Below are 2601 nucleotides of genomic sequence, written 5' to 3' on the forward strand. Positions count from 1 at the left end.
GAGAAGATAGGAAGCACCATAAAAAATATAGACGATAGTATTCCTTTTGAAATTCCTGGAAATTGGTGTTTCATACGACTTAAAGAATTGTGGAAATTAATTTCTGGGAGAGATTTATCTCCATCAGAATATAACGATAATCAAGATGGTATTCCATATATTACCGGGGCAAGCAATTTTAGAAATGGCACAATCGAATTAGTAAGGTGGACATCATCTCCACAAGTTATTACAAAGCAGGGCGACTTGTTACTAACATGTAAAGGTACAGTAGGAGAATTGGCTTTCAATGATTTTGGAAATGCCCACATTGCCCGTCAAATTATGGCGATACGTAACACATATGGTCTTAACGTGGAATATCTTTCTTTTTGTATAAGCTTTTATATTGAAGAAATTAAAGCAGTTGCCAAAGGCTTAATTCCTGGCATTTCAAGAGAAGATATACTTAATCTAATACTTCCGATTCCACCAGAGAATTACCAAAGGTTAGTTGTATCTCAAATTAGAAGGAGTAATCATGCACTATACTTAATAGAAAAGAGCCTCATCTGAGGCTTTTTTCTATATAAATTAAATTTTCCACAAGACTTTGAATTTTGTTTGTTATACGATATTGTTCTGCTAATGGTGGTATAGGTAATAATAAACCTTTTACAACATCTGTAGTAACAGCTACAAATGTTGTTCCGGTTGCCTTTTTTATTAGTGTTTCCCTAAAAGCTTTTATCCAATATAACATAAAATATTTTGAAACAGCACCCAAAGGACTTATAGAGGCTAATCCCCTGCCTATACAAATTTTTCTATCTGTAAGATTTACTTCACCGACAGGTGCTCTTACACATAGCAATATTGAATTAGGCTTTGCAATTTTAGTGAGTGCTCTTGTGTATTGACCACTGTTTTTAATAAGCATATCTGAAAAGTGTATTTTCCCTTGATGAAATTCAGTATATTGTGGATTTTCGCAAATACTTGTTCCTTTAGGTGATGTACCCATAATTATATCAGAGATGCTGCTCATACGGCACCAAATCCAATTATGTGGTATTTTAAAAGGAATATCTTCATCAATGCAATGAACTTCATTACCTATCTTCTCATAATAAGAGAATTGTACACTTTTACCTCTATAATTTATTCAGCGGATACCCGCAAATAAATTTATGGAGGTGTCTTTATATGAAGACAGAAATAACTTTTGAAGATTACCTAAAAAAAGGTAATCTATCAGGTAACACCATCGAATCCTATCTGTGGACGGTGAATTACTTCACTACAAATTATGAGAAGGTTTCTAAGGAAAACTTACTTGCCTACAAGGGCTATCTGATGGAACATTTTAAACCCAAAACTGTAAATCTGAGAATACAAGCAATTAACAAATATCTGGAATATTTAGAAAAACCACAATTGCGACTCAAAGCAGTAAAGATTCAGCAGAAAAGCTTTTTGGAAAATGTAATCAGCAATGCCGATTATAAATTTCTGAAGAATCAGCTTAAAAAAGATGGTAATTTGGAGTGGTATTTTGTTGTCTGGTATCTTGCTGCGACTGGTGCTCGTGTAAGCGAACTAATTCGTATAAAGATTGAACATGTGCAACTTGGATATTTTGATTTGTACAGCAAGGGAGGTAAATTACGTAGATTATTCATCCCTAAAATATTGCGTGAAGAAACGCTAAAGTGGTTGGGTGAAACCCAACGCACATCGGGTTATCTATTTCTAAACAGGTATGGTGACCGCATAACGACTAGAGGTATTTCTCAACAACTCAAGAATTATGCGGATAAATATGGATTAGACAGCAAAGTGGTCTATCCACATTCTTTCCGTCATAGATATGCTAAAAATTTTCTCGAAAAATATAACGATATTTCATTACTTGCTGACCTTATGGGGCATGAAAGCATTGAAACTACTCGTATCTATTTACGACGTACCGCAAGTGAACAACAAGCACTTGTAGATAAAATAGTAACTTGGTAAGAAGTGCAGCCGCTTTTTGAAAGCGGCTGTTCACTATAGTAACATATTTGAGATATTGTCTATCTCAATAAATATTTTTGAAATATGCTGAGAAATTCGTCGTTGTTCCTCAAACGGAGGCAAAGGAAATACTGCTTTTCTCCCATCTGCAGTACCCAATCGTGGCATTTTTACTCCATATGAGCAACGATTGGCATATTTCAAAAAAGTAGGTGACATTAGATAGTATAATGCATATTGTGGTTCAACAACATTTGAGAAATTCAACGGAAGAATTTCAGAGGTGCAAAATCCTTCCTCATCTGCAAGAACCACTTTATTTAGATAAGGACGCAACTTGCTATAAAGGACCTGTCCCTTTTTGAACAGATGCTTTGTACTAGACGAATCACGTTCATATTTCCTAATTTTATGTATAACTTTGCCGGAATCTTTTTCAATATCTTCGAGATCTAAAACCCACGCTTCCTCGTCAATATCTTTAGTATCTACATTAACACAGTTTCCATAATCACATATCTCACCTAAACAGCACAATTCCCAATTAATAGGAATATCATCCAAATTCCAATCATTAATATTTTCTATTAATGTTCCGGTTTGTTG

General features: G+C 34.4%; 4 protein-coding genes. 2 read left to right on the plus strand and 2 right to left on the minus strand.

Annotated elements, in window-relative coordinates:
• Window positions 1-555 (plus strand): restriction endonuclease subunit S (locus WMO42_RS13860; RefSeq protein WP_349192609.1); only part of this gene is annotated, 555 nt, incomplete at its 5' end.
• On the opposite strand, the gene WMO42_RS13865 is transcribed toward WMO42_RS13860, so the two are convergent.
• On the minus strand, window positions 548-1144 hold the full coding sequence (locus WMO42_RS13865; protein ID WP_349192613.1) for a restriction endonuclease subunit S: 597 nt from the start codon (window positions 1142-1144) through the stop codon (window positions 548-550). The two genes, WMO42_RS13860 and WMO42_RS13865, sit on opposite strands and share 8 nt — an antisense overlap.
• Window positions 1145-1185: 41 nt before the next feature.
• Between WMO42_RS13865 and WMO42_RS13870 the strand changes: the two genes are divergently transcribed.
• Window positions 1186-1995: a tyrosine-type recombinase/integrase gene (locus WMO42_RS13870; protein WP_349192610.1), complete on the plus strand. Its 810-nt coding sequence runs from the start codon at window positions 1186-1188 to the stop codon at window positions 1993-1995.
• Window positions 1996-2028: 33 nt separating this feature from the next.
• Here WMO42_RS13870 and WMO42_RS13875 read toward each other — a convergent pair.
• On the minus strand, window positions 2029-2601 hold a 573-nt coding region (locus WMO42_RS13875; RefSeq protein WP_349192611.1), incomplete at its 5' end, for a restriction endonuclease subunit S.

Source organism: Lachnospira sp. CLA-JM-H23 (assembly GCF_040096425.1).
GTDB classification, from domain to species: domain Bacteria; phylum Bacillota; class Clostridia; order Lachnospirales; family Lachnospiraceae; genus Lachnospira; species Lachnospira rogosae.